The sequence below is a fragment of the Arthrobacter sulfonylureivorans genome, assembly GCF_022637435.1.
GTDB classification, from domain to species: domain Bacteria; phylum Actinomycetota; class Actinomycetes; order Actinomycetales; family Micrococcaceae; genus Crystallibacter; species Crystallibacter sulfonylureivorans.
The window spans coordinates 2,175,715-2,196,326 of sequence record NZ_CP093326.1; the positions used below are offsets into that span (position 1 = coordinate 2,175,715).

General features: G+C 66.7%; 18 protein-coding genes. 13 read left to right on the top strand and 5 right to left on the bottom strand.

Translation table 11 applies throughout. The annotated features are described in order from the left end of the window. Nucleotides 1-121: 121 nt before the first annotated feature. Nucleotides 122-1,975, top strand: a complete 1,854-nt coding sequence (lepA, locus tag MNQ99_RS10145; protein ID WP_241912875.1) for a translation elongation factor 4 — start codon at nucleotides 122-124, stop codon at nucleotides 1,973-1,975. A 41-nt stretch (nucleotides 1,976-2,016) separates the two neighbouring features. Then, nucleotides 2,017-3,246: a radical SAM family heme chaperone HemW gene (gene hemW, locus MNQ99_RS10150; RefSeq protein WP_127512635.1), complete on the top strand. Its 1,230-nt coding sequence runs from the start codon at nucleotides 2,017-2,019 to the stop codon at nucleotides 3,244-3,246. Between the two features lie 6 nt (nucleotides 3,247-3,252). On the opposite strand, the gene MNQ99_RS10155 is transcribed toward hemW, so the two are convergent. Then, nucleotides 3,253-3,822 carry a TetR/AcrR family transcriptional regulator gene (locus tag MNQ99_RS10155; protein ID WP_127512634.1) on the bottom strand — a complete coding sequence of 190 codons (570 nt, stop codon included), beginning with the start codon at nucleotides 3,820-3,822 and terminating at the stop codon, nucleotides 3,253-3,255. Nucleotides 3,823-3,889: 67 nt separating this feature from the next. On the opposite strand from MNQ99_RS10155, the gene MNQ99_RS10160 reads away from it, so the two are divergent. Then, a complete protein-coding gene (locus MNQ99_RS10160) occupies nucleotides 3,890-4,390 on the top strand; it encodes a DUF4188 domain-containing protein (RefSeq protein ID WP_241912876.1) in 501 nt (166 codons plus the stop codon). A gap of 213 nt (nucleotides 4,391-4,603) precedes the next feature. After that, complete coding sequence (locus MNQ99_RS10165) at nucleotides 4,604-4,981, top strand: DUF1622 domain-containing protein (RefSeq protein WP_241912877.1); 378 nt, start codon at nucleotides 4,604-4,606, stop codon at nucleotides 4,979-4,981. 54 nt (nucleotides 4,982-5,035) lie between these two features. On the opposite strand, the gene MNQ99_RS10170 is transcribed toward MNQ99_RS10165, so the two are convergent. Both MNQ99_RS10170 and MNQ99_RS10175 read right to left on the bottom strand, forming a co-directional pair. Then, complete coding sequence (locus MNQ99_RS10170; RefSeq protein ID WP_241912878.1) at nucleotides 5,036-5,458, bottom strand: DUF4870 domain-containing protein; 423 nt, start codon at nucleotides 5,456-5,458, stop codon at nucleotides 5,036-5,038. A 108-nt stretch (nucleotides 5,459-5,566) separates the two neighbouring features. Next, a complete protein-coding gene (locus tag MNQ99_RS10175; RefSeq protein ID WP_241912879.1) occupies nucleotides 5,567-6,409 on the bottom strand; it encodes a DUF3097 family protein in 843 nt (280 codons plus the stop codon). 147 nt (nucleotides 6,410-6,556) lie between these two features. On the opposite strand from MNQ99_RS10175, the gene hrcA reads away from it, so the two are divergent. The 3 genes from hrcA to MNQ99_RS10190 all read left to right on the top strand — a co-directional run bounded on the left by hrcA (nucleotide 6,557) and on the right by MNQ99_RS10190 (nucleotide 9,649). Then, nucleotides 6,557-7,576 (top strand): heat-inducible transcriptional repressor HrcA, encoded by a 1,020-nt coding sequence (gene hrcA, locus MNQ99_RS10180; RefSeq protein WP_127512629.1) that lies wholly within the window; start codon nucleotides 6,557-6,559, stop codon nucleotides 7,574-7,576. 67 nt (nucleotides 7,577-7,643) lie between these two features. Further along, a complete protein-coding gene (gene dnaJ, locus MNQ99_RS10185; RefSeq protein WP_127512764.1) occupies nucleotides 7,644-8,774 on the top strand; it encodes a molecular chaperone DnaJ in 1,131 nt (376 codons plus the stop codon). A 2-nt stretch (nucleotides 8,775-8,776) separates the two neighbouring features. Continuing rightward, on the top strand, nucleotides 8,777-9,649 hold the full coding sequence (locus MNQ99_RS10190) for a 16S rRNA (uracil(1498)-N(3))-methyltransferase (protein ID WP_241912880.1): 873 nt from the start codon (nucleotides 8,777-8,779) through the stop codon (nucleotides 9,647-9,649). A 41-nt stretch (nucleotides 9,650-9,690) separates the two neighbouring features. Here the strand turns inward: MNQ99_RS10190 and MNQ99_RS10195 are convergent, their stop codons facing one another. Next, nucleotides 9,691-10,521: a GerMN domain-containing protein gene (locus tag MNQ99_RS10195; RefSeq protein ID WP_241912881.1), complete on the bottom strand. Its 831-nt coding sequence runs from the start codon at nucleotides 10,519-10,521 to the stop codon at nucleotides 9,691-9,693. 485 nt (nucleotides 10,522-11,006) lie between these two features. Between MNQ99_RS10195 and MNQ99_RS10200 the strand changes: the two genes are divergently transcribed. The 5 genes from MNQ99_RS10200 to MNQ99_RS10220 all read left to right on the top strand — a co-directional run bounded on the left by MNQ99_RS10200 (nucleotide 11,007) and on the right by MNQ99_RS10220 (nucleotide 16,649). Next, the gene (locus MNQ99_RS10200; RefSeq protein ID WP_241915330.1) at nucleotides 11,007-12,083 is read left to right on the top strand and encodes a PhoH family protein; all 1,077 of its coding nucleotides are present in this window, start codon (nucleotides 11,007-11,009) and stop codon (nucleotides 12,081-12,083) included. Further along, on the top strand, nucleotides 12,080-12,553 hold the full coding sequence (gene ybeY / locus MNQ99_RS10205; RefSeq protein ID WP_241912882.1) for an rRNA maturation RNase YbeY: 474 nt from the start codon (nucleotides 12,080-12,082) through the stop codon (nucleotides 12,551-12,553). The genes MNQ99_RS10200 and ybeY overlap by 4 nt, the downstream gene beginning before the upstream one ends. Before the next feature lie 10 nt (nucleotides 12,554-12,563). Beyond that, complete coding sequence (locus MNQ99_RS10210; RefSeq protein ID WP_241912883.1) at nucleotides 12,564-13,895, top strand: hemolysin family protein; 1,332 nt, start codon at nucleotides 12,564-12,566, stop codon at nucleotides 13,893-13,895. After that, a complete protein-coding gene (era, locus tag MNQ99_RS10215; RefSeq protein ID WP_422387445.1) occupies nucleotides 13,892-14,866 on the top strand; it encodes a GTPase Era in 975 nt (324 codons plus the stop codon). The genes MNQ99_RS10210 and era overlap by 4 nt, the downstream gene beginning before the upstream one ends. Nucleotides 14,867-15,101: 235 nt before the next feature. Continuing rightward, nucleotides 15,102-16,649 (top strand): LCP family protein, encoded by a 1,548-nt coding sequence (locus MNQ99_RS10220; RefSeq protein ID WP_241912884.1) that lies wholly within the window; start codon nucleotides 15,102-15,104, stop codon nucleotides 16,647-16,649. A 4-nt stretch (nucleotides 16,650-16,653) separates the two neighbouring features. Here the strand turns inward: MNQ99_RS10220 and MNQ99_RS10225 are convergent, their stop codons facing one another. Next, the gene (locus MNQ99_RS10225) at nucleotides 16,654-18,594 is read right to left on the bottom strand and encodes a M13 family metallopeptidase (RefSeq protein WP_241912885.1); all 1,941 of its coding nucleotides are present in this window, start codon (nucleotides 18,592-18,594) and stop codon (nucleotides 16,654-16,656) included. A gap of 210 nt (nucleotides 18,595-18,804) precedes the next feature. Here MNQ99_RS10225 and leuA point away from each other — a divergent pair, with 210 nt between their 5' ends. After that, entirely contained in the window at nucleotides 18,805-20,556 is a 1,752-nt protein-coding gene (gene leuA / locus MNQ99_RS10230) for a 2-isopropylmalate synthase (RefSeq protein WP_241912886.1), read from the top strand. Nucleotides 20,557-20,612 lie beyond the last annotated feature (56 nt).

Below are 20,612 nucleotides of genomic sequence, written 5' to 3' on the forward strand. Positions count from 1 at the left end.
CACTGCTGTCAAGGTGCGCGGATACCTGACGGGCGTGGGACACTTATAGTTGAGCAAAATCTGCGTGCTGGTGGTACCGGCCGCATTGCCCGTCCGCTTGTCCGAGAGTAAGGAACCATCTGTGTCACCGATGGCCCGCACCGCACCGGTGCCCGCCGCCACCGATCCGGCGATCATCAGGAACTTCTGCATCATCGCCCACATCGACCACGGTAAATCCACTCTCGCCGACCGGATGCTCCAGCTCACCGGCGTAGTCCAGCCGCGCGACATGAAGGCCCAGTACCTGGACCGGATGGACATCGAACGCGAACGCGGCATCACCATCAAGTCCCAGGCCGTGCGCATGCCGTGGGAGCTGGATGGCGCCAGCTACGCCCTCAACATGATTGACACCCCGGGCCACGTTGACTTCACCTATGAAGTGTCTCGATCGCTGGCCGCCTGTGAAGGTGCGGTCCTGCTGGTGGATGCCGCGCAGGGTATCGAGGCCCAGACGTTGGCGAACCTCTACCTGGCGATGGAAAACGACCTGACCATCATCCCGGTGCTGAACAAGATCGACCTGCCGGCAGCACAGCCGGAGAAGTATGCGGCCGAGTTGGCCAACCTGATCGGTGGCGATCCCGAGGACGTGCTCAAGGTCTCGGGCAAAACCGGCGTCGGCGTCGAAGCGCTGCTGGACAAGATCGTGCGCGACCTGCCCGCGCCGGTCGGCGACCCCGAAGCGCCGGCCCGCGCCATGATCTTCGACTCGGTGTACGACACCTACCGCGGCGTGGTCACCTACGTCCGCGTGGTCGATGGCAAGCTCTCGCCGCGTGAACGCATCCAGATGATGTCGACCAGGGCCAGCCACGAACTGCTCGAAATCGGCGTCAGCTCGCCCGAGCCGACGCCGTCCAACGGTCTGGGCGTCGGAGAGGTCGGCTACCTGATCACCGGCGTGAAAGACGTCCGACAGTCCAAGGTGGGTGACACGGTCACCAACCTGCTCAAGCCGGCGGCGGAATCCCTCGGCGGCTACGCCGACCCTAAGCCCATGGTCTTCTCCGGGCTCTACCCGATTGACGGCACGGACTATCCGGTACTGCGCGACGCACTGGACAAGCTCAAGCTCAACGACGCGGCCCTGGTCTACGAACCGGAGACCTCCGCGGCCCTCGGATTCGGATTCCGGGTCGGCTTCCTGGGCCTGCTGCATCTGGAAATCACCCGGGAGCGGCTCGAAGCCGAGTTCAACCTTGACCTGATCTCCACCGCCCCCAACGTGGTCTACGAGGTCACGCTGGAGGACAAGAAGGTCCTGACGGTCACCAACCCGAGCGAATATCCGGACGGGAAGGTTTCCGAGGTCCGCGAGCCGATGGTTTCCGCCACCATCCTTGCGCCCAACGAGTTCGTCGGCACCATCATGGAGCTTTGCCAGTCCCGCCGCGGGGACATGAAGGGCATGGACTACCTCTCCGAGGACCGCGTGGAGCTGCGCTACCGGCTGCCGCTGGCCGAGATTGTCTTTGACTTCTTCGACAATCTGAAGTCGCGCACCCGCGGCTATGCCTCGCTGGACTGGAAAGCCGACGGCGACCAGGTCGCCGACCTGGTCAAGGTGGACATCCTGCTGCAGGGTGAACAGGTGGACGCGTTCAGCGCCATCACGCACCGGGACAAGGCCTACAGCTACGGCGTGATGATGACCTCCAAGCTGCGCGAACTGATCCCGCGGCAACAGTTTGAGGTGCCCATCCAGGCCGCCATCGGCTCCAGGATCATCGCCCGCGAAAACATCCGCGCGATCCGCAAGGACGTGCTCGCCAAGTGCTACGGCGGCGACATCTCCCGTAAGCGGAAGCTGCTGGAGAAGCAGAAGGAAGGCAAGAAGCGGATGAAGATGGTCGGCCGCGTGGAGGTCCCGCAGGAGGCCTTCATCGCTGCGCTGTCGTCGGATGATTCCAAGGACAAGGCAAAGAAGTAGTTCTGCAGTGCTGAAAACAACGACGGCGGAGGCTCGCCTCAGTGCCTAGCGTCCTGCCATTAGGCGACCCGGCTCCGGCCGACGGTCTGCTGCCCGCTCAGGCAGCGGACGGGGCGGCGCGCCGGGCCTTCTGCCTGTATGTGCACATTCCGTTCTGCCGGGTGCGCTGCGGCTACTGCGATTTCAACACCTACACGGCCAAGGAGCTAGGTTCCGGGGCGTCGCAGGATGAATACTCGGGCACCCTGAACACCGAACTGGATCTGGCGGCTCGCGTGCTGCGCGATTCCAACCTGCCCGACCGGCCGCTGGCCACGGTCTTCTTCGGCGGCGGCACGCCAACTCTGCTGCCGGCAACGGACCTGGCCGCCATGCTGACCCAGGCCGAAAGCTTGTGGGGGCTGGAGCCGGGCGCCGAGGTCACCACGGAAGCCAATCCGGACTCCGTCACGCCGGAATCGCTGGAGATCCTGGCCGACGCAGGTTTCACCCGGGTATCCTTCGGCATGCAGTCGGCCGTGCCGCACGTGCTGAAGGTGCTGGACCGCACACATGATCCGGAACGGGTGCCGCAGGCCGTGCAGTGGGCGCGCGACGCCGGGCTCAAGGTCAGCCTGGACCTGATCTACGGCACACCGGGGGAGTCCATTGCGGACTGGGAGGCCAGCCTGGACTCGGCGATCGCCTGCGCGCCGGACCACATTTCCGCCTACGCCCTGATCGTGGAGGACGGCACCAAACTCGCGGCGCAGATCCGCCGCGGCGAGGTGCCCGGCATCGACGACGACGACCACGCCGCCAAGTATGAGATCGCCGACGCGCGGTTGGCGGCAGCCGGGTTCGGCTGGTACGAGGTCAGCAATTGGGCCCGCACGCCGGACGACCGCTGCCGGCACAACCTGGCCTACTGGCGCGGCGATGACTGGTGGGGTGCCGGCCCCGGCGCCCACTCGCATCTGGGCGGTGTGCGCTGGTGGAACGTGAAGCATCCGGCGGCCTATGCGCAGCGCCTGGCCACCGGAGTCTCGCCGGCGGCCGGGCGTGAAACGCTCGACGCGGGTACCCGTCAGTTGGAGCATGTCATGCTGCAGACCCGCATTATCGACGGGCTGCGTACCCAGGATCTGGGGCCGAACGGCAGGAAGGCCGTGGCGGGACTGATCGCCGATGCCCTCGTCGACCCGGCCGCGGCCTTCGCCGGGACCATTCGGCTCACGCTCAAGGGACGGCTACTGGCCGATGCCGTGGTCCGACGGCTGCTCGAGGACTGAACTTCCCTAGCGTCCCAGCGAGCGGCCGATCTGGCCGAGGGCCGCATCGTAGGCCGCATCCCAGCTCCAGCCTGCCGCCGGTGCGCCGGTCAGCTCCAGTGACACCAGCCCGTGGACTTGTCCCCAGACGACGCCGACCATCGAGGCGATCTCGTCATCCGATGCCCCGGGCAGCGCGGCGGCGACTGCGGCAAACAGTGGAGCGATCGATGGCTCGGCCGCTCCCGGCGTCGGCTGGCACGGCACCTGGCCGGCCAGCGACCCGCCGAACATGAGGCCGTAGAGGGCCGGATGGTCCAACGCCCACCTTCGGTAGGCCCGGCCCAGCGCTTCGAGGCCGCCAGCGGCGGCCTGTTGCTGGGAGGCAGCAAAGGAGGCGAAGCCGTCGTCGAGCACGGCGGTCAACAGCTCTGCCTTGCCCCCGAAGAGCGAATACACTGCCGTTGTCGACGTCCCTGCCGCAGCGGCGATGCTGCGCAGCGATACGGAGGCGGCGCCGTCGTGGGCGATCCGGGAGGCTGCGGTGTCGAGCAGCCGGCGGCGCAGGGTCTCATCATGGAGTAAGGGTCTTGCCATGGCACCAGTATTGCATAACACTGTTACGTAACGTCGTTTTATAACACAGTTATGAATGGAGAAGCTCATGTCGGAACAAGTGCACACGGGACGATTCACTGCCGATCCCGACGGTGGGCCGGTGACGGTCTTCCTGATCGGGATGCGCGCCAATCGATGGTGGAAGTTCGGGACGGTGGCACGGGTGGGGGCGGCCATGCCCAGGATGCTGGCTCATCTGGCCAAGACACCGGAGGCCGGGTTGCTGGGGTACCAGCAATGGTTCGGTCGCACCACCATCATGGTCAGCTACTGGAAGAGTCCGGAGCATCTGCAGCGGTTCGCGGCCGACCGGTCGGCACCGCACCTTGAGCCCTGGCGCCGGTTTATGCGCGAATCCGCAGGCACCGGCGACGTCGGGGTGTGGCACGAGACCTACCAAACGATGCCGGGCGGCAGGGAGAGCGTGTATAGCGACATGCCGGTCTTTGGGCTGGCTGCGGCCACCGGCCACGTACCGGTGGGGGCCGGACTGAACACCGCCCGCCAGCGGTTGGAGGCAGACGCGGTCAGCCGGCGGCGCAGCTAGCGGTACATGCTCGCCCGGGCAGCCTGGCCTTGGTCCATTGCGCCGATTCCTCCGCCGGGCGGACAATGAGGCCCAGCGGTGAAGCAATGCCGCCGAGGCGGTGAGGTACGTAAGGATCCACTCGTAGTCCGCGGGTCCTTCCGCAGGGATTCCGCCGAACTGCCGCTGCAGGAGGGCCGGTGCCGTGACGGACCGTGAAGGTCAGGGGGTGCCATGGAGTTCGGGGAAGTAATAGAGGCAGTCGGCCGCCTCATGGACGCAGCGGGGGTTGCGGCCATTGTGACCGGTGCCATCTTGGCTGCGCTGCTTGCCGTCCCGCGGCTGGTGCGGAGACAGGCCGGAGTCTATGAGCAATTCCGTCGGTTTCTGGGGCGGTCGATCCTGCTCGGTTTGGAACTGTTGGTAGCCGCTGACATCATCCGTACCGTCGCCATCAGTCCGACGCTGGAAAGCGTCGCGGTGCTGGCCGCGATCGTGCTGATTCGAACGTTCCTCAGTTGGTCGCTGGAGTTGGAAATCACCGGCAAATGGCCATGGCAGGGCAGGGCCGCCCCAACGCCTGGCATGTCTGCCGTGGCGAAGGATGATTGAGGGCGGGATGACCGGGACTCTGCCGCCGCAGCGGCAGCCCGGGCGGCCGCGGGCTTAGCGGAACAAGCGCAGGTTGTAGGCGTAGCGGTACGGAACACCGCGGTTGCATTTGATGCCGGCGATCACGGAATAGACCGTGAGAAAGACCCAGATTGCGGCGGCGACGACGGCAAAGATGCCGCTGACGGCCGGAATGACGATCAGCAGGTTGGCCACAATGGCTACCACGGTGGGCGGGACGGTGAAGTTCAGCGCCTCTTTGGACTCCTGGGCGGTAAACGGTCCCCGGTCCTTGAAAATCAGGTAGATCACCAGCGACGGGAAGCAGCCCAGGATCCCGCCGAAGTGCGCCAAGGTTGCCCACTGCCGGTCCTCGGAAGGGGTCAGCGGCAAGGCGGAAGCCGACGCGCTCTGGTACTGCGGGCGCGGAGCGGACTTGCGTTCCGGCTGCTGGTTGCGAGCAGAGTTCTCGGACACTGGACCTACCTTCGGAAAATCTGCTGATGGCTCACTGCTGTTCCTAGCCTAGCGGTTCCACCCTGTGGCCCGGTGCAGACCGGGGCCGCAGCGGGCGCTGGAACCGGCTCAGACGGTGAGGAAATCGATGACTTCCTCCACCCGGCCCAGCAGGCTGGGCTCCAGGTCCGCATAGCTGTTTACGCTGCCCAGCAGCCGCTTCCAGCCGTCGGCCAGGTCGATCTGGGTCCGGTTCGGCCAGCCAAGACCGGCGAGGATGCCGGTCTTCCAATCGGTGCCGCGCGGAACCACCGGCCACTGCGCCCGGCCGATCACCGACGGCTTGATGGCCTGCCAGACGTCAACGTAGGGGTGGCCCACAATCAGCACGTTGCCGGCGGCCGCCGGGACGGCCATGGCGGCCTCGGCAATCCGCCACTCCTTGGAATGGGGCACCAAATGGTCCACCAGGATCCCCAGCCTGCGTTGCGGGCCGGGGGAGAAGTCCGCCACGGCCGCGGCCAGGTCGTCCACGCCATGCAGGGGTTCGACGACGATGCCCTCCACCCGCAGGTCGTCGCCCCAGACCTTTTCCACCAGTTCGGCATCGTGCTTGCCTTCAACCCAGATCCGACTGGCGCGCGCCACCCTGGCGCGTTGGCCCTCCACCTTCACCGAGCCGGAGGCCGTGCGCTGGCGGACGGGAGCCTTCGCAACTGGCGCCGGCGGCACCACGTTCACCGGTTCGCCTTCAAACAGGAAGCCGAATCCCAGCGGGAAGGAGCGCACCTTGCCCCGGCGGTCCTCCAGCGAGACCAGATGCACGCCGCCCGACTTCTCTACCCGGACCACGGCGCCGACCCAGCCGCTCTGTGCATCCTCCAGCACCTGCCCCGGCTCGGCGGCGACTTCGCGCAGGGCCCGGGCCTTGGGCGCGGTGAGATCCTGGGGGCCCCAGCCGTAGCTGCTCATATGCTTCAAGTCCTTAACAGGTAGTACGTCTACGGCACCGCCGCGAAGACAATGCTAACAACGGGGGCAACGTATTAGACTTAGCACTTGGACGTGTTGAGTGCTAACAACCCGTCATCAGGTTGAGCCGAAGACAGGAGGAGTGCAGTGAGCGAGGTCCGGAGGCTTGAAGTGCTCCGCGCCATTGTCGAGGACTATGTGCATTCACGGGAGCCGGTGGGCTCCAAAGCACTGGTCGACCGGCACAGCCTAGGCGTGTCGTCGGCCACGATCCGCAACGACATGGCGGCGCTGGAGGAAGACGGGCTGATCGTTGCCCCGCACACCAGTGCCGGCCGGATTCCCACGGACAAGGGCTACCGCCTGTTCGTGGACCGGATCTCTGACGTCAAGCCGCTCTCTGCCCCCGAGCGCCGGGCCATCCAGAAACTGCTGGACGGCGCCGACGACCTGGACGACGTGATGGAACGCACGGTGCGGCTGCTGTCCCAGCTCACCAACCAGGTAGCGGTGATCCAGTACCCGCAGTTGGGTGCTGCCAAGGTGCGGCACATCGAGTTCGTCTTGCTGGCTCCCCGCCGCGTCTTGGTGGTGCTGATCGCTGACAACGGCAAGGTGGAGCAACATGTTGCCTTGCTGCCGGTGGACGTGGCCGAAGATGCACTGGCCACTCTGCGCACCGCATTCCTGGCCGCTCTGTCCGGGAAACCGCTGGCCGGAGTGCCACACCGGCTGAGGACCTCGCCGGTGCCGGCGGAGCCCGCGCACGCGGGAATCGTCGACGAACTGTCCGCCTCGCTTGCCCAGCTGGCCGCGGCCACCAGCGAAGAGCGGATCCTGATGGCCGGCACGGCCAACCTGGCCCGTTCCACGGTGGACTTCCCGTTGAGCATCGGCCCCATCCTCGAGGCACTCGAAGAACAGGTGGTCCTGCTGCAGTTGCTCTCCGAAATGCACCAGGATGCCCACGGCATGTCGGTCAGCATCGGCCGGGAAAATCCGTACGGCTCCTTGGTGGAAACCTCGGTGGTCGCCACCGGCTATGGGCCGGGCGCCACCGCCAAGGTCGGCATTCTCGGCCCCACCCGGATGGACTATCCCACCACGATGGCGGCAGTGCGCGCCGTCGCACGCTATTTGTCACGGATTCTCGCCGGCCAGCCCTAGGCCGCGCAACGTCCGCACCGGCCGCCGTCGGCGGTGAATCAATCTCCAGGAAGTGAAGTATTACAAGGTGAGCAACCACTACGACGCCCTCGGTGTCAGCCAGGACGCCTCGACCGAGGAAATCAAAAAGGCCTACCGCAAGCTGGCCCGCAAGCTGCACCCGGATGTGAACCCCGGCCCGGAGGCAGCCGAGCAGTTCAAGCAGGTCAGCCACGCCTACGAGGTGCTCTCGGACCCGCAGAAGCGGCGCGTCTACGACACCACGGGCAACGAAAACGGCAATGACACCGGGTTCGGCGGCGGTTTCTCCGGTTCCGGCTTCGCCTTCCAGGACATCTTCGAGAGTTTCTTCGGCGGCGCCGGTGCGGGCGGCGGTCCGGCCTCGCGCACCCGCCGCGGCCAGGACGCCCTGATCAACGTGCGGATCGACCTCAAGGACGCAGTCTTCGGGGTGAACAAGAAGATCGAGGTGGACACCGCCGTGGTCTGCCCCACCTGCGACGGCAGCTGCTGCCGCCCCGGCACCAGCCCGCGCACCTGCGACATCTGCGGCGGCTCCGGCCAGGTCCAGCGCGCCGTGCGGTCCATCCTGGGCCAGGTCATGACCACGGCCGCCTGCGGCAGCTGCCAGGGCTTCGGCACGATCATTCCCGACCCCTGCAACGAGTGCAACGGCGAGGGGCGCATCCGCAGCCGCCGTTCGCTGACCATCAAGCTCCCGGCCGGCGTGGGAACCGGAACGCGGATCCAGCTGGCCGGCCAGGGCGAGGCCGGCCCGGCGGGCGGACCGCAGGGTGACCTCTACGTGGAGATCCGCGTCAACCCGGATAAGAACTTCATCCGCGAGGGAGACGACCTGCACGTCAGCCTGGCGGTGCCGATGACCGCGGCCGCGCTGGGCACCGACGTCACGCTGGACACCTTCGACGGCGAACGCGAACTGAGCATTAAACCCGGCACGCAGGCGGGGGAGACCCTCACGCTTCGCGGCCTGGGCGTGACGCACCTGCGCGGCTACGGGCGCGGCGACCTGCAGGTTCATGTGCATGTGGAAACCCCCAGCAAGCTGGACTCGGAACAGGAAGACCTGCTTCGCCGGCTGGCGCAGGCCCGCGGCGAGGAATACACCGAGGGCAAGCTGGCATCCTCCGGCACCGGCGTCTTCGCCCGGCTGCGCGACCGGCTCGGTAACCTCTAGGCGTGACCAGCCACCTGTTCTTCACCGCCCCGGGTGAGCTCGACGCGGCGGCCCCCGGCGACAGCTTCACGCTGACGGGGGACGAGGCGCGGCACGCCGTCACGGTCAAGCGGATCGAGCCCGGCGAACTTGTCGACCTAGCCGATGGCCGGGGCCGCCGACTGGTCGGCGAGGCCGTGTCCGGCGGATCGGGCGAGCTGACGGTCCGCGCCCTTCGGATCCTGCAGGAGCCGGAACCGGACCCGGAGTTGGTGCTGGTGCAGGCATTGGCCAAGGGCAACCGCGACGAACTGGCGATCGAGGCAGCCACCGAGCTCGGCGTCGACACGGTGGTCCCGTGGCAGGCCGAACGCAGCATCGTGCGCTGGAAAGCCGACAAGGCGGCCAAGGGCACGGCAAAGTGGCAGATGGCGGTCCGGGCGGCCGCCAAGCAATCGCGGCGGGCGCGCGTACCGGAGGTGGAACCGCTGGTTGAACGCGCCGGGCTCTGTGCCTTGATCCGCTCCAGCCGGTTGTCGCTGCTGCTGCACGAAGGTGCCCAGGGCGGCGTGGCCGACGCCGTGCAGCGCGCCGGTTTGGGTGCCGACCGCGCAGAACCGCGGGGAAACAACGACGGCGGTGCCTCGCCTGACGGCGGCGCCTCCCGCGAGGGCGGCGACTCCCGTGGCAGCGTTGCTTCCCCCAGCGGCGACGGCACGGCGGCGCGGGTGCTGATGATCGTGGGCCCGGAAGGCGGCATGAGCCAGGCGGAAATGGACGCCATGCTGGACGCCGGTGCGGTTGCGGTACGGCTGGGGCCGCATGTCCTGCGTTCCTCCACGGCAGGACCGGCCGCGTTGACCCTGCTCAGCGAGATATTGGGCCGCTGGCGCTAGACGTGCACACGGCCGGACACGATCTACGCGATCGTTGCGGCCTACTTGACCGTGAAGACCTTGCTGTCCGGATTCTGCCGTTCTTCGGTCCGACCGCTCACGTCCTCATGGAACACGTAGAGCTTGTAGGTGCCCGGGTCCAGTTTCTGGTTGAACCTAAACTCGCCGATTTCTCCGGCCGGTGCGTCAACGGAGACCGTTCCGGCCTTGACCAGCTTTCCCTCGGCGGTCTCCTCATCGGCGTCCGCAATGCGGTAGATCTGCCAGCGCAGCTGCGATTCGAAGGCAACGCCGCGGCCGAACACCTCCACGCGACCCTCGGACGATGCGCCCTGCGCCGGATCAATGATCCAGACCGGGGCCGCCAGGCTGCCGTCCCGGGCCATTGGTTCGCCCAGCGGCACATGGCCGAAGGCTTCGTAGCCGTGGTGGCCGTCCACCAGGATGACCACTTCGAGTGGGTTGTCGGAGCTGCTGAGCCCTGCGTTGGCCGCGGCCGCGGTGGCCGTATAGACCAGCTGCTGCACGGCGCGTTCGGCGATGCCGGCATCCACGCGGCGGTCGAAGGCATCGGAGGAGATGTCCAGGGTGATGACCGAGCCGTTGGTAATGGAAGCGCCCACCTTGCTGGCCGGGCTGAGCGGATTGAAGTAGTCCGGATCCAGGGGCTGCAGGCGGGTCAAGGCCGCCACCGCCGTCGTAATGGGGTCTCCGAGGTTCTCCGCCTGGCGGTATTCGCGGTACAGGAACACGTTGTCCGCGTTGGTGCCCAACCAATAAAGGGGGGAGAGCTCGGAGGAGCGCAGGGTCTCCACCGGTGCGCTGGAAACCAGCGGACTGCTGGCCGCAGTGGGGGCCGTTGGGACGGGCATGGAGGTCTGCCCGCCGCTGGCACTGCCTTGCGGTGTGCAGCCGAGCAGCACCAGCGAGGACGCGGTAACCAGCGCCAGCCACGCGCCGAAGCGGCGGGCCGGGACCGAGCCTGAAGGCTGCCGGAGCTGGTTGCTGGTGATGCCTGGATCCCTTCTGGCTGGGGCGGAATGACTGGGTAAAAGCGGGGCAGGAATCGGTGGCTGCCGGCTTTCCTGCCCCACTAGCTTGGCATATGGCAGGGGGGCTGATGGCTGCTTTAACCAGCCCTCAACCGGACTGATGCACGATTGATGCAGTATCGATACCTAGGCGTTTTCGCCCCCGTAGAGGACTGCGCGGTGCCCCGTGCCGTAGCATGTACCTTGTACCGTCAGGGCGGGAATACTTCCGGCCCACCGTTATCAGCACCGCAAGCAGATACAGCCAAGCAGCACCGCAAGCAACGCCCACCGAAGGAGCGATGAAAGGCCACATCGGCCGGACTATGTCCCAATCACGCCTGGATGTCGATCCGCTGGGATCAAGCAGCCGTTCCGTCCATTTCGATTCGCCGGAACACATGGTCAGGGCGCTCGGTGCCCACGATGAGGTGCTGCAGGTCATCGAGGCCGAGTTCAGCGATGTGAACCTGCATGTCCGCGGTAACGAGCTGTCCATTTCCGGCCCCGCCGACGCGGTCCAACTCACGCTGAACCTGGTGGAGGAGATCCGCGCGCTGGCCGTCAAGGACACCCGGATCACGCCGCAGGTGGTCGCCCAGCTGCTGCGCATGCTCGGCGAGCAGACGGCGCAGCGTCCGGCCGAAGTGCTGACGCTGAACATCCTTTCCTCGCGCGGCCGCAACATCAGGCCCAAGACGCTCAACCAGAAGAACTACGTTGAGGCCATCGACAACCACACTGTGGTTTTCGGTATCGGACCGGCCGGCACGGGCAAGACCTACCTGGCCATGGCCAAGGCGGTCCAGGCCCTGCAGCACAAAGAGGTCAACCGGATCATTCTGACCCGCCCCGCCGTGGAGGCAGGGGAGCGGCTGGGCTTCCTCCCGGGCACGCTCAGCGACAAGATCGACCCGTATCTGCGCCCGCTCTACGATGCCCTGCACGACATGATGGACCCGGAGTCGATTCCGCGCCTGATGGCCGCCGGCACCATTGAGGTGGCACCGCTGGCTTATATGCGCGGCCGAACACTCAACGACGCCTTCATCATCCTGGACGAGGCACAGAACACCACACCGGAACAGATGAAGATGTTCCTCACCCGGCTGGGCTTTGGTTCAAAGATGGTGGTGACCGGCGACGTCACGCAGATCGACCTGCCCGGCGGCACCAGCTCCGGACTGAAAATCGTCAGCGAAATCCTGGTCGGTGTCGAGGACGTCAGCTTCTCCCAGCTCGATGCCACGGACGTGGTCCGGCACCGTCTGGTCAGCGACATTGTGACGGCGTACAGCCGCTGGGACGAGAGCCGTCGCAGCGCGGGTGCCCGCCCGCCGCACCGCGCACCGGCCGCCCGGCGGAAGATTGAAGCGGAGGCCGGCCCGGAGGGTGGAGCATGAGCATCGAGGTCAATAACGAATCAACGGTGGCGGCCGACGAAGAAGAGCTGGTCCGGCTGGCACGGTTCGTGCTGGATTCGCTCTACGTGCACCCGGAAGCCGAACTGTCCATCATCATGGTGGACACCGAGGCGATGGAACGGCTGCACATCGAATGGATGGACGAACCGGGCGCCACCGACGTGCTGTCCTTCCCGATGGATGAGCTGCGTCCCGGCACCGCCATGAAACCCGGCGCGGCCGGCGTGCTCGGCGACATCGTGATCTGTCCGCAGGTAGCGCAGGAGCAGGCGCAGAAGGCCGGACACGGGCTGCTGGATGAGATGCTGCTGCTGACCACGCACGGCATCCTGCATTTGCTCGGCTTCGTCCACGCTGAGCCGGCCGAAAAGGAAGAAATGTTCGGCCTCCAGCGCCAGCTGCTTTCCTCCTTCACGGGCAAGGCTGCCCCCACCGAAACCACGCTGTAGAGACGCGACGATGCTCTGGATTCTTGCCGGCATGACGCTGGCTTTCACGCTGTTCGCCGCCGCGCTCACCGCCGCCGAGGCAGCGTTCACCTATCTGCCGCGCCACGACGCCGAACAATTGCTGCGTTCCGGCCGCAGCCGCAGCCTGCGCGTGATCCTGGCCTCGCCCGCCGCACACATGCACGCGCTGCGTTTCTGGCGTGTCTGGTTCGAGATGGCCGCCGCGGTGGCCATTGCGCTGCTGTTCCACGATCTGCTGGGCAACATCTGGCTGGCCGGGCTGCTGGCTACCGTCACGATGGCCGGCGTCGGCTTCGTGCTGGTCGGGGTCTCGCCGCGGCAACTGGGCCGGATGCACGCCAGCGCTGTCGTCCTCTCCACTGCCTTGCTGGTCCGGCTGCTGTGCGCGGTGCTGGGTCCGGTGCCGCAGTGGCTGGTCCGGCTGGGCAGCGCGGTGGCACCCGACGCGCCCCGCGCCGACGCCGCCTTCTTCACCGAAGAGGAGTTCCGCGAACTGGTGGACCGGGCCAACGAATCGGACATGATCGAGGACACGGAAGCGGAACTGATCCACTCGGTCTTCGAACTGGGCGACACCAAGGTCAGGGCGGTGATGGTGCCGCGCACGGACATGCTCAGCATCGACTCCGGCTCCACGCTGCAGGAAGCCATGACCCTGTTCCTGCAGTCCGGCTACTCGCGCATCCCGGTGATCATGGACACCGCGGACCAGGTCCGCGGCATCCTCTACCTGAAGGACGTCGCCGCCAGGATCCATGGCCGCGCCGACCACGGTGCCGGCATGCTGGTGGACCAGATCTGCCGCGAAGTCCGCTACGTGCCGGAGTCCAAGGCGGTGGGGGAGCTGCTGCAGGAAATGCAGCGCGAGTCCACGCACGTGGCCATCGTGATCGACGAGTACGGCGGTACCGCCGGACTGGTGACCCTGGAAGACCTGATTGAAGAGATCGTCGGCGAGATCGTTGACGAGTACGACACCGAGCGCCCCGAGATCGAGGCGCTGCCGGAGGGGCGGTTCCGCGTCAGTGCCCGCACCAGCATCGACGACGTCGGTGAACTGTTCGGCCTGGAACTGGACGATGAAGAGGTGGACACCGTCGGCGGGCTGCTGGCCAAGAGCCTTGGCCGGGTGCCGATCGTGGGCAGCGAAGTCCTGCTGGGCGGCCTGCATCTGCGCGCCGAACGGCTGGAGGGGCGGCGCAACCGCGTCAGCCACGTCCTGGCCTGGTATGACACGCCGGCCCAGGCGCAGTCCACTCACGACGACGGCGCTGCCGCCACCGACACCGCGCGCCTGCCCGGGACAGAGAGGGAACGATGACAGAGAACACCCCAGATAAGGCGATGGCGATGCCGTCCAGCGGCTGGCCGGAGGACTATCGCGCGGGGTTCGTCTCGCTGGTTGGCCGTCCCAACGCGGGAAAGTCCACGCTGACCAACGCCTTGGTCGGGCAGAAGGTGGCCATCACGTCCGCCAAGCCGCAGACCACCCGGCACACGATCCGCGGCATCGTGCACCGAGCGGATGCCCAGTTGGTGCTGGTGGACACGCCCGGACTGCACCGGCCGCGGACCCTGCTGGGCCAGCGCCTGAACGACCTGGTGGCCGACACGCTCTCGGAAGTGGACGCGATCGGCTTCTGCCTGCCGGCCAACGAGAAAATCGGCCCTGGCGACCGGTTCATTGCCAACCAGTTGGCGGGCTTGAACCGCAAACCCGTGGTGGCGCTGGTCACCAAGACCGATTTGTTGGACAAGCAGGCGCTGGCCGAGCAGCTGTTGTCGGTGGCCGCGCTCGGCACCGAAGTCTTCGGCGCGGACGGCTTCGCCGCCATCGTACCGGTTTCCGCCGCCAAGGGCCATCAGGTCCAGACCGTCGCGGACGTCCTGGTCCAGCAGATGCCGCTGTCGCCGCCGCTGTATCCGGACGGCGAGCTCACGGATGAGCCGGAGGCAGTGATGGTGGCCGAACTCATCCGGGAGGCTGCGCTGGAGGGCGTGCGCGACGAACTGCCGCATTCCCTGGCCGTGGTGGTCGAAGAGATCGTTCCGCGCGAAGGGCGCAGCGCCGACAATCCGTTGCTGGATGTCCGGGTCAACCTGTTCGTGGAACGTCCATCGCAGAAGGCCATCATCATCGGCAAGGGCGGCGCCAGGCTGCGCGACGTCGGCACCAGGGCCAGGCAGGGGATCGAGGGCCTGCTCGGCACCAGAGTCTACCTGGACCTGCACGTGAAGATCGCCAAGGACTGGCAGCGCGACCCCAAGCAGTTGGTGCGCCTGGGCTTCTAGGCCGGGGTACAAACCGGGAACTTTCCCCAGCTCCAGGCCGTACAATACTTAGCGGCCTGCGTTCGGGCGGGCCGCACGTGCATCAATCGTTTCAACCGTCTAGAGGGGAAAGCCAGTGGCTCATCGCGGCAGCTCCAGTGATGATCCGCAGGCTCCGGCCGCTTCGAATCCGCAGGCCCCGGCCGGCTCAGGCCCGCAGCGGCGCGGACCGTCGCGCCGCTCCACCCCGCGCCACATGGGCCGCGGACCCCGTTTGCTGTGGTTGAAGATCGTGGCCGGTGTGCTGGCCTTGGCTCTGGCAGCCGGGGTCGGCGTCGTCGTCTTCAAAATTGTCGGCCTGCGCGACAGCATCACCACCACGCCGCTGAACCTGGGCACCGGTGGCCCCGGGCTTCCGGTGGACCTGAGCCGGGATCCCGTGCAGATCCTCGTCCTGGGAACGGACACGCGGGACGGCACCGACGGCAAATACGGCTCGAATGACTCGTCCGCGGGCTGGGGCAAATCGGACGTGATGATGCTGCTGAACATGTCGGCGGACCGCAAGCGTGTCACCGTGGTCAGCCTGCCCCGCGACCTGCTCACCACCATTCCCAGCTGCACCGATCCGGAGACCGGGCAGGTCTATCCGGAACAGCAGTCCGCGCAGCTCAACGCCGCCCTCAGCTACGGCGGACCGGGCTGCACCGTCGCGGCAGTGAACGAGATGACGGGCGTGGAGATCGACCACTTCATGATGGCCGACTTCAACGCGGTCAAGGAACTCTCCACGGTCATTGGCGGCGTGGACGTCTGCGTCAACGAACCGATCAACGACAGCTACTCGAAACTGAAGCTGCCGGCGGGCGTGAGTTCGGTGCAGGGCGAACAGGCGCTGGCCTTCCTGCGCACCCGCCACTCCTTCGGCGACGGCGGAGACCGCGGCCGGATCAGGGCGCAACAGAGCTTCCTGGCCTCCATGGCCCGCAAGATCCAGTCCGAGGGAACCCTCACCAATGTGCCCCGCCTATATTCCATCGCCGAGGCCGTGGTCAGCAACCTGACCGTGGACGAGGGACTGGCGGAGATTCCCCGGCTGCTGGCCCTGGCGGACCGGGTCAAGGCTGTGGACCTTGGCAAGGTCGCCTTCGTGTCGCTGCCCACCCAGGCCTCACCGGTGGACGGAAACCGTCTGGTCCTGGACGAGGAGCCGGCCCAGGAGTTGTTCAAGATCCTGCGCGAGGACGGCGACGTGACCGCCCCCGAGGTCAACACCGCCGGATCGTCCGACGCCCAGTCCACCGATAAGGCCGGCGATGGCTCCACCGCCGATGCGGGCGCCGGGGCTTCCACGCCGGCGACCGACGACGGCGGTGCCGACGCCGGCGCGACCACGCCGGGCAACGACCCCGCCGCCGGCCAGGACGTGCCCGCCTTCGATCCGGCCGTGCAGCCCGTCCAGGTGGTCAATGCCTCCGGTGCGGCGGACCGCGGCGAGGAACTGAGCAAGCAGCTGCACGCGCTGGGTTACCTGTTGGCCGCCCCGGTGGCGGGCGAGGCGGACCGGACAACGACCCAGCTCTACTACTCCGCCGGCTTCGAAGAGGTTGCCCAGTCCTTGGCCAAGGAACTCAACGTTCCGCAGGCCAACGTGCTGGTCTCCGGCGACTACTACGGCGTCGCGCTCTCGGTGGGCCAGGACTTCACCAGCGGTAAGCAGCTGGCGAAGACCGGCGGCGTGTCGGGCGGCTTCAAGGGCCAGACTGCCGATCAGGTGACCTGCCAGCAGTCCGGCGCCTTCTAACCGGCTACCAGATCCGGACCCGCTCCTCGGGGTTGAGCCAGAGCCCGTCGCCTTCGGCGGTGCCGAAGGTTTCGTGGAAGGCATCCAGGTTGCGCACCACCTGATTGCAGCGGAACTCGTTCGGTGAGTGCGGGTCGATCGCCAGCCGGCGCACGGCCTCCTCGGAGCGGATCTTCTGCCGCCAGCATTCGGCCCAGGAGTAGAAAAACCGCTCGCTGCCGGTCAGCCCGTCGACCACCGGTGCCTCCTTGCCCTGCCGGCTCAACTGGTAGGCGCGGTAGGCGATGGCCAGCCCGCCGAGGTCGCCGATGTTCTCGCCCAGCGTGAGTTCGCCGTTGACCGTGCTGCCGGGAGCCTCGGCGGGGCTGAGTGCGGCGTACTGGGCCACCAGTTGGCCGGTCAACCCTTCGAAGGCGGCCCGGTCCTCGTCCGACCACCAGTTCCGCAGCGCGCCGGTACCGTCATACTGCGAGCCCTTGTCGTCGAAGCCGTGGCCGATTTCGTGGCCGATGACCGCTCCGATGGCACCGTAGTTGGCCGCGGCGTCGGCGTCGGCGTCGAAGAAAGGCGGTTGCAGGATGGCGGCCGGGAAGACGATTTCGTTCATGGTCGGCATGTAGTAGGCGTTGACCGTCTGCGGGGTCATGTGCCACTCGGCCTCGTCGATGGGGCCCTCCAGTTTGGCCAGGTTCCGGCGGACCTCGAATTCATTGGAGGCCTGCACGTTGCCCCAGACGTCGTCCGCCGGCACGAGGCTGGAATAGTCGATCCACTTCTCCGGGTAGCCGATCTTGGTTCGGAAGCCTGCCAGCTTCTCCAGCGCCTTTTCGATCGTGGCCTGTGTCATCCACGGCAGGTCGGAGATGCTTTCCCGGTAGGCAGCGAGCAGGTTGGCGACCAGTTCCTCCATCCGTGCTTTGTGCGTCGGCGGGAAATGCCGGGCCACGTATTCCTTGCCGATGGCTTCGCCGAGGGCGCCTTCGACCAGGGCCACCCCGCGCTTCCACCGATCCTTCAGCTCCGGGGTACCGCTCAGGGTGCGGCCGTAGAAGCCGAAGTGGGTCTGGACCGCTTCATCGTGAAGGTAGGGCGCCGCCGTCGTCAGCAGCTGGAGCCGCAGCCACGCCTGCCAGGCCTCCAGCGGCTCGCTGTCCAGCAATCCGTCCAGCGTGCGCAGGAAGTCCGGCTGGCACACCACCATGTCGGCAGCGCCGGCCGCTTCCGGCCCCAGCGCCGCCAGCCACTCCGGCATCCAGCCGGCGACGGCCGCCACCTGCTCTGCGCTACGCAGGTTGTAGGTCTGCTGCGGGTCTCGGCAGGAGACCTTGTCCAGATGGCCGGCCGCCAGCTTGTGCTCCAGGTCCAGCGCCGCGTCAGCCTGCGCCGGATCAAAGCCGGCCAGGTCGAGCATCTTCCCGGCGTAGCCGCGGTAGGCCTCCCGGATGGCGGCGAATTCGTCTTCCCGGTAGTACGCCTCGTCGGGCAGGCCCAGCCCCGCCTGGTACAGGTAGATCACGTAGCGGGTGGGGTCGCCGGCGTCGTTGTTGACAAAGAAGGCCAGCGGATAGGCCGCGCCGCTGCGGCTGAAGGCGCCGACGACCTCGCGCAGGCCGTCCCGGTCGGAGATTTTCCCGATGGCGGCAAATTGCTCGGCCAGCGGGGAGAAGCCCTTGGCTTCGATAGTTTCGGTGTCCATGAACCCGGCATAGAGCACGCCGATCTTGCCTGCCGGACTGGCCGGGTCGGGGTGCTGGGCGGCGTCCTCGATGATGGCATGCACGGCTTCTTCGGAGGCGTCGCGCAGGGCGGTGAAGGAGCCTTCCAACGCCCGGTCGTCCGGGATGGTGGTCTCCGCGAGCCACGTCCCGTTCACGTGCCGGAAGAGGTCGTCCTGCGGGCGGACACCCGGGTCGACGTTGGACAATACGATTCCGGACCGGCTCATGCGGCGCCTCATTTCATAGTTGTGTCAGGGTTTCCCTCACATCCTACGCACCGTGCTAGTGTGAAATTGTGCGCGCAAGAATGCTCCTTCTTAGCTGCCGCGGCGAGGCCACGCGAACTTCTGTTTGACAGGCCGACCCCTCGCTGCGGAGTTTGTGTTGCCCGGCCAAAATTCTTCAATTAGCACTATGAGAAAAGGCCACACACCAAAATGCGATACGCACAAAAGCCCTCCGGAATGCCCATCCATAAGTACATTCCGTTCCAGGACCAGATCACCGTAGAACTGCCCGACCGCACCTGGCCGGACAAAGTGATGACCAAGGCCCCGCGCTGGTGCGCCGTGGACCTGCGCGACGGAAACCAGGCGCTGATCGACCCGATGAGCCCCGAACGTAAGCACAAGATGTTCGATCTGCTGGTGGGCATGGGCTTCAAGGAGATCGAGGTCGGATTCCCCTCTGCATCGCAGACCGACTTCGACTTTGTCCGCCAGCTGATCGAAGGCGACCGGATCCCCGACGACGTGACCATCCAGGTGCTGACGCAGTCCCGCGAACACTTGATCGAGCGCACCTACGAGTCGATTGCCGGCGCCGGCCGCGCCATCGTCCACCTGTACAACTCCACCTCCGTGCTGCAGCGCCGCGTGGTGTTCCGCGAAGACCAGGACGGCATCGTGGACATCGCGCTGCAGGGCGCCCGGCTCTGCCGCAAGTACGAAGAGGGGCTGAAGGGGACCGAGATCACCTACGAGTACTCGCCCGAGTCCTACACCGGAACCGAACTGGAATTCGCCGCCCGCATCTGCAACGCCGTCACCGACGTCTTCGAAATCTCGGCGGACCGGAACGTGATCCTGAACCTGCCGGCCACGGTGGAGATGGCCACGCCGAACGTCTACGCCGACTCCATCGAGTGGATGTCACGCAACCTGTCCAACCGTGAGCACGTGATCCTCTCGCTGCACCCGCATAACGACCGCGGAACCGGCGTGGCGGCGGCGGAACTGGGCTATCTGGCCGGCGCCGACCGGATCGAGGGCTGCCTGTTCGGCAACGGCGAGCGGACCGGCAACGTGGATCTGGTGACGCTGGGGCTGAACATGTTCAGCCAAGGCATTGACCCGATGATCGACTTCTCCAACATCGACGAAGTCCGCCGGACGGTTGAATACTGCAACCAACTGCCGGTTCCCGAGCGCTCCCCGTACGGCGGAGATCTGGTCTTCACCGCCTTCTCCGGCTCCCACCAGGACGCCATCAAGAAGGGCTTCGAGGCGATGGATGCCGACGCAGCCGAGCAGGGCAAGACGGTGGACGAAATGGTCTGGGCCGTGCCGTACCTGCCGGTCGATCCCAAGGACCTGGGCCGCAGCTACGAAGCGGTGATCAGGGTCAACTCGCAGTCCGGTAAGGGCGGCGTGGCCTACCTGCTGAAGCACGAGCACAAGCTGGACCTGCCGCGCCGCGCGCAGATCGAATTCTCCGGCGTGATCCAGCGCCGCACGGAAACCGTGGGCGGCGAAGTCAGCCCGGCGCAGCTGTGGGAGGTCTTTAACGACGAGTACCTGCCGACCCCGGAAAACAGCTGGGGCCACTACACCCTGGGCTCGGTGAAGACCGACAGCGCCGAGGACGGCACCTTCCAGTTGACCGCCAGCATGGGCGTGGACGGGGTGCAGAGCCGCCGCACGGCCGAGGGCAACGGGCCGATCGCAGCGCTGCTGGAGATTTTTCGCCAGGACGGCGTGGACGTACGGGTACTGGACTACACCGAGCATGCGCTGTCCGAGGGCGGCAACGCCCGGGCGGCCGCCTACGTCGAGTGCGCCGTGGGCGAGCGGGTGCTGTGGGGCGTGGGCATCGACACCAACACCACCATGTCCTCGCTGAAGGCCGTAGTGTCCGCGGTGAACCGCGCCATCCGCGACGAAACCGCCAAGAGCGTCGCCTCGGTCTAGCTTGGCGACCGAAAGCGTCCTTGCGGGCCTTCCTGCCGTACCGCGGCGGGGAGGCC